Origin of the sequence: Microbacterium esteraromaticum (assembly GCF_900163815.1) — a bacterium.
Taxonomy (GTDB): domain Bacteria; phylum Actinomycetota; class Actinomycetes; order Actinomycetales; family Microbacteriaceae; genus Microbacterium; species Microbacterium esteraromaticum_B.
In genome coordinates, this window is sequence record NZ_FUKO01000031.1 from 1 (window position 1) to 1,237 (window position 1,237).

Annotated in this window: 1 protein-coding gene; it reads right to left on the reverse strand. The window is 66.0% G+C overall.

The genetic code is table 11. The annotated features are described in order from the left end of the window. Positions 1-22 precede the first annotated feature (22 nt). Positions 23-1,144 (reverse strand): IS1249 family transposase, encoded by a 1,122-nt coding sequence (locus FM104_RS12170; protein ID WP_143738373.1) that lies wholly within the window; start codon positions 1,142-1,144, stop codon positions 23-25. Between the last annotated feature and the right edge of the window lie 93 nt (positions 1,145-1,237).

Here is a 1,237-nt window from a genome sequence, read left to right on the forward strand (position 1 = left end):
GGAGTGGATGGGTTCGGGCGTGTCATCCCCTTCCTGCCCATCCGGCTCGTTCCCAGAGGCCTTCGCTGGCGTCTAGTCCGGTGTCGTAGAGGGCTGGCCCGCCGATGTCTTGGGCTTCGTCGTCCTGGTCGTCGTCGTCTGGCGCGGGGGCTGGTGCTGGTGTGAGGGCGAGGGTGAGTGCTTCGTCGAGGGGAATCTGCCGCAGGACGAGGAGCCATTCGACGGCGCGTCGGCGGTGGGCTTCGCTCATTCCGCGGTGGCGGCGCAGTAGGTCTCGGATGGGGCTGTTGATGCCGCCTTCGAGGGGGCTGGTGGTGCGGGGGTTGCCGTAGGTGATCCAGGTGAACAGGACACCGTCGCGGGTGACTTTCCGGATCAGGAGCCAGGCTTTGCGGAGCCGGTCGTGAGTGAATCCCCACTGCCCGTTGCGGAACATGGTCCGCTCCCGGGTGAGGTGTCCGAACGTCTGCCACCATTGCTCGAGTGTGAGCTGCCATTGGATGGCGTCTTCTTCGTCATCGATGCTGCTGAGGTTCATCACGAGTTCGCGCAAGGCTTTGCCAGCGGCGGTTCTGGGGTTGCGGGTCAGGTGGCGGGTGGTGTTCATCTGCAGGTGGAACATGCACCGCTGATGCTGCGTCTCGGGCCAGGTCGCGCGCAACGCGGAGGGCAGCCCGGAGCCGCCGTCCGAGACCACGATCCCGGGTGCGGGGATCTGCTCCAGCAGCGCGGTCCATGCGGCGATGCTCTCCCTGGCACACCATTGCCAGGCCAGCAGATCGCCCTTGTCGCTGATCACGATCAGCAGGCACCAAGTGCCGATCCAGACCCCATCGACAAGCACCGCATGGTGGATTGTCTCGGCCGGTTTCGGGCGGGGGTGGATGTCCCAGCACCAGGCCGTGTCCCGCCGAAACGACCGCCCAGTCCGCGTGCCGTCGACCTCGGCCTGGGTCTGTTTGCCAGTCAGCCACGACACGAACCGGCGCAGCTGCTCCCGCCGGGTCACGTCCGGGCGGCGCCGCACCGCCGAGGCCCCGCAGCTCATGCACCGCCAACGCTGGGTTCCCGAGCGGTGACGGCCATTCTTGACCAGGCGAGAACCGCATAGCACGCACGTCGTCGAATTCGAGGGAAGGGACACGACTAAGCATCACGGACCATACCGATCCCCGAAACGCCGCAGAAACACGCGCCTAGATCAAGATCCCATCCACTCCTTTTGGCCTATAGCCCG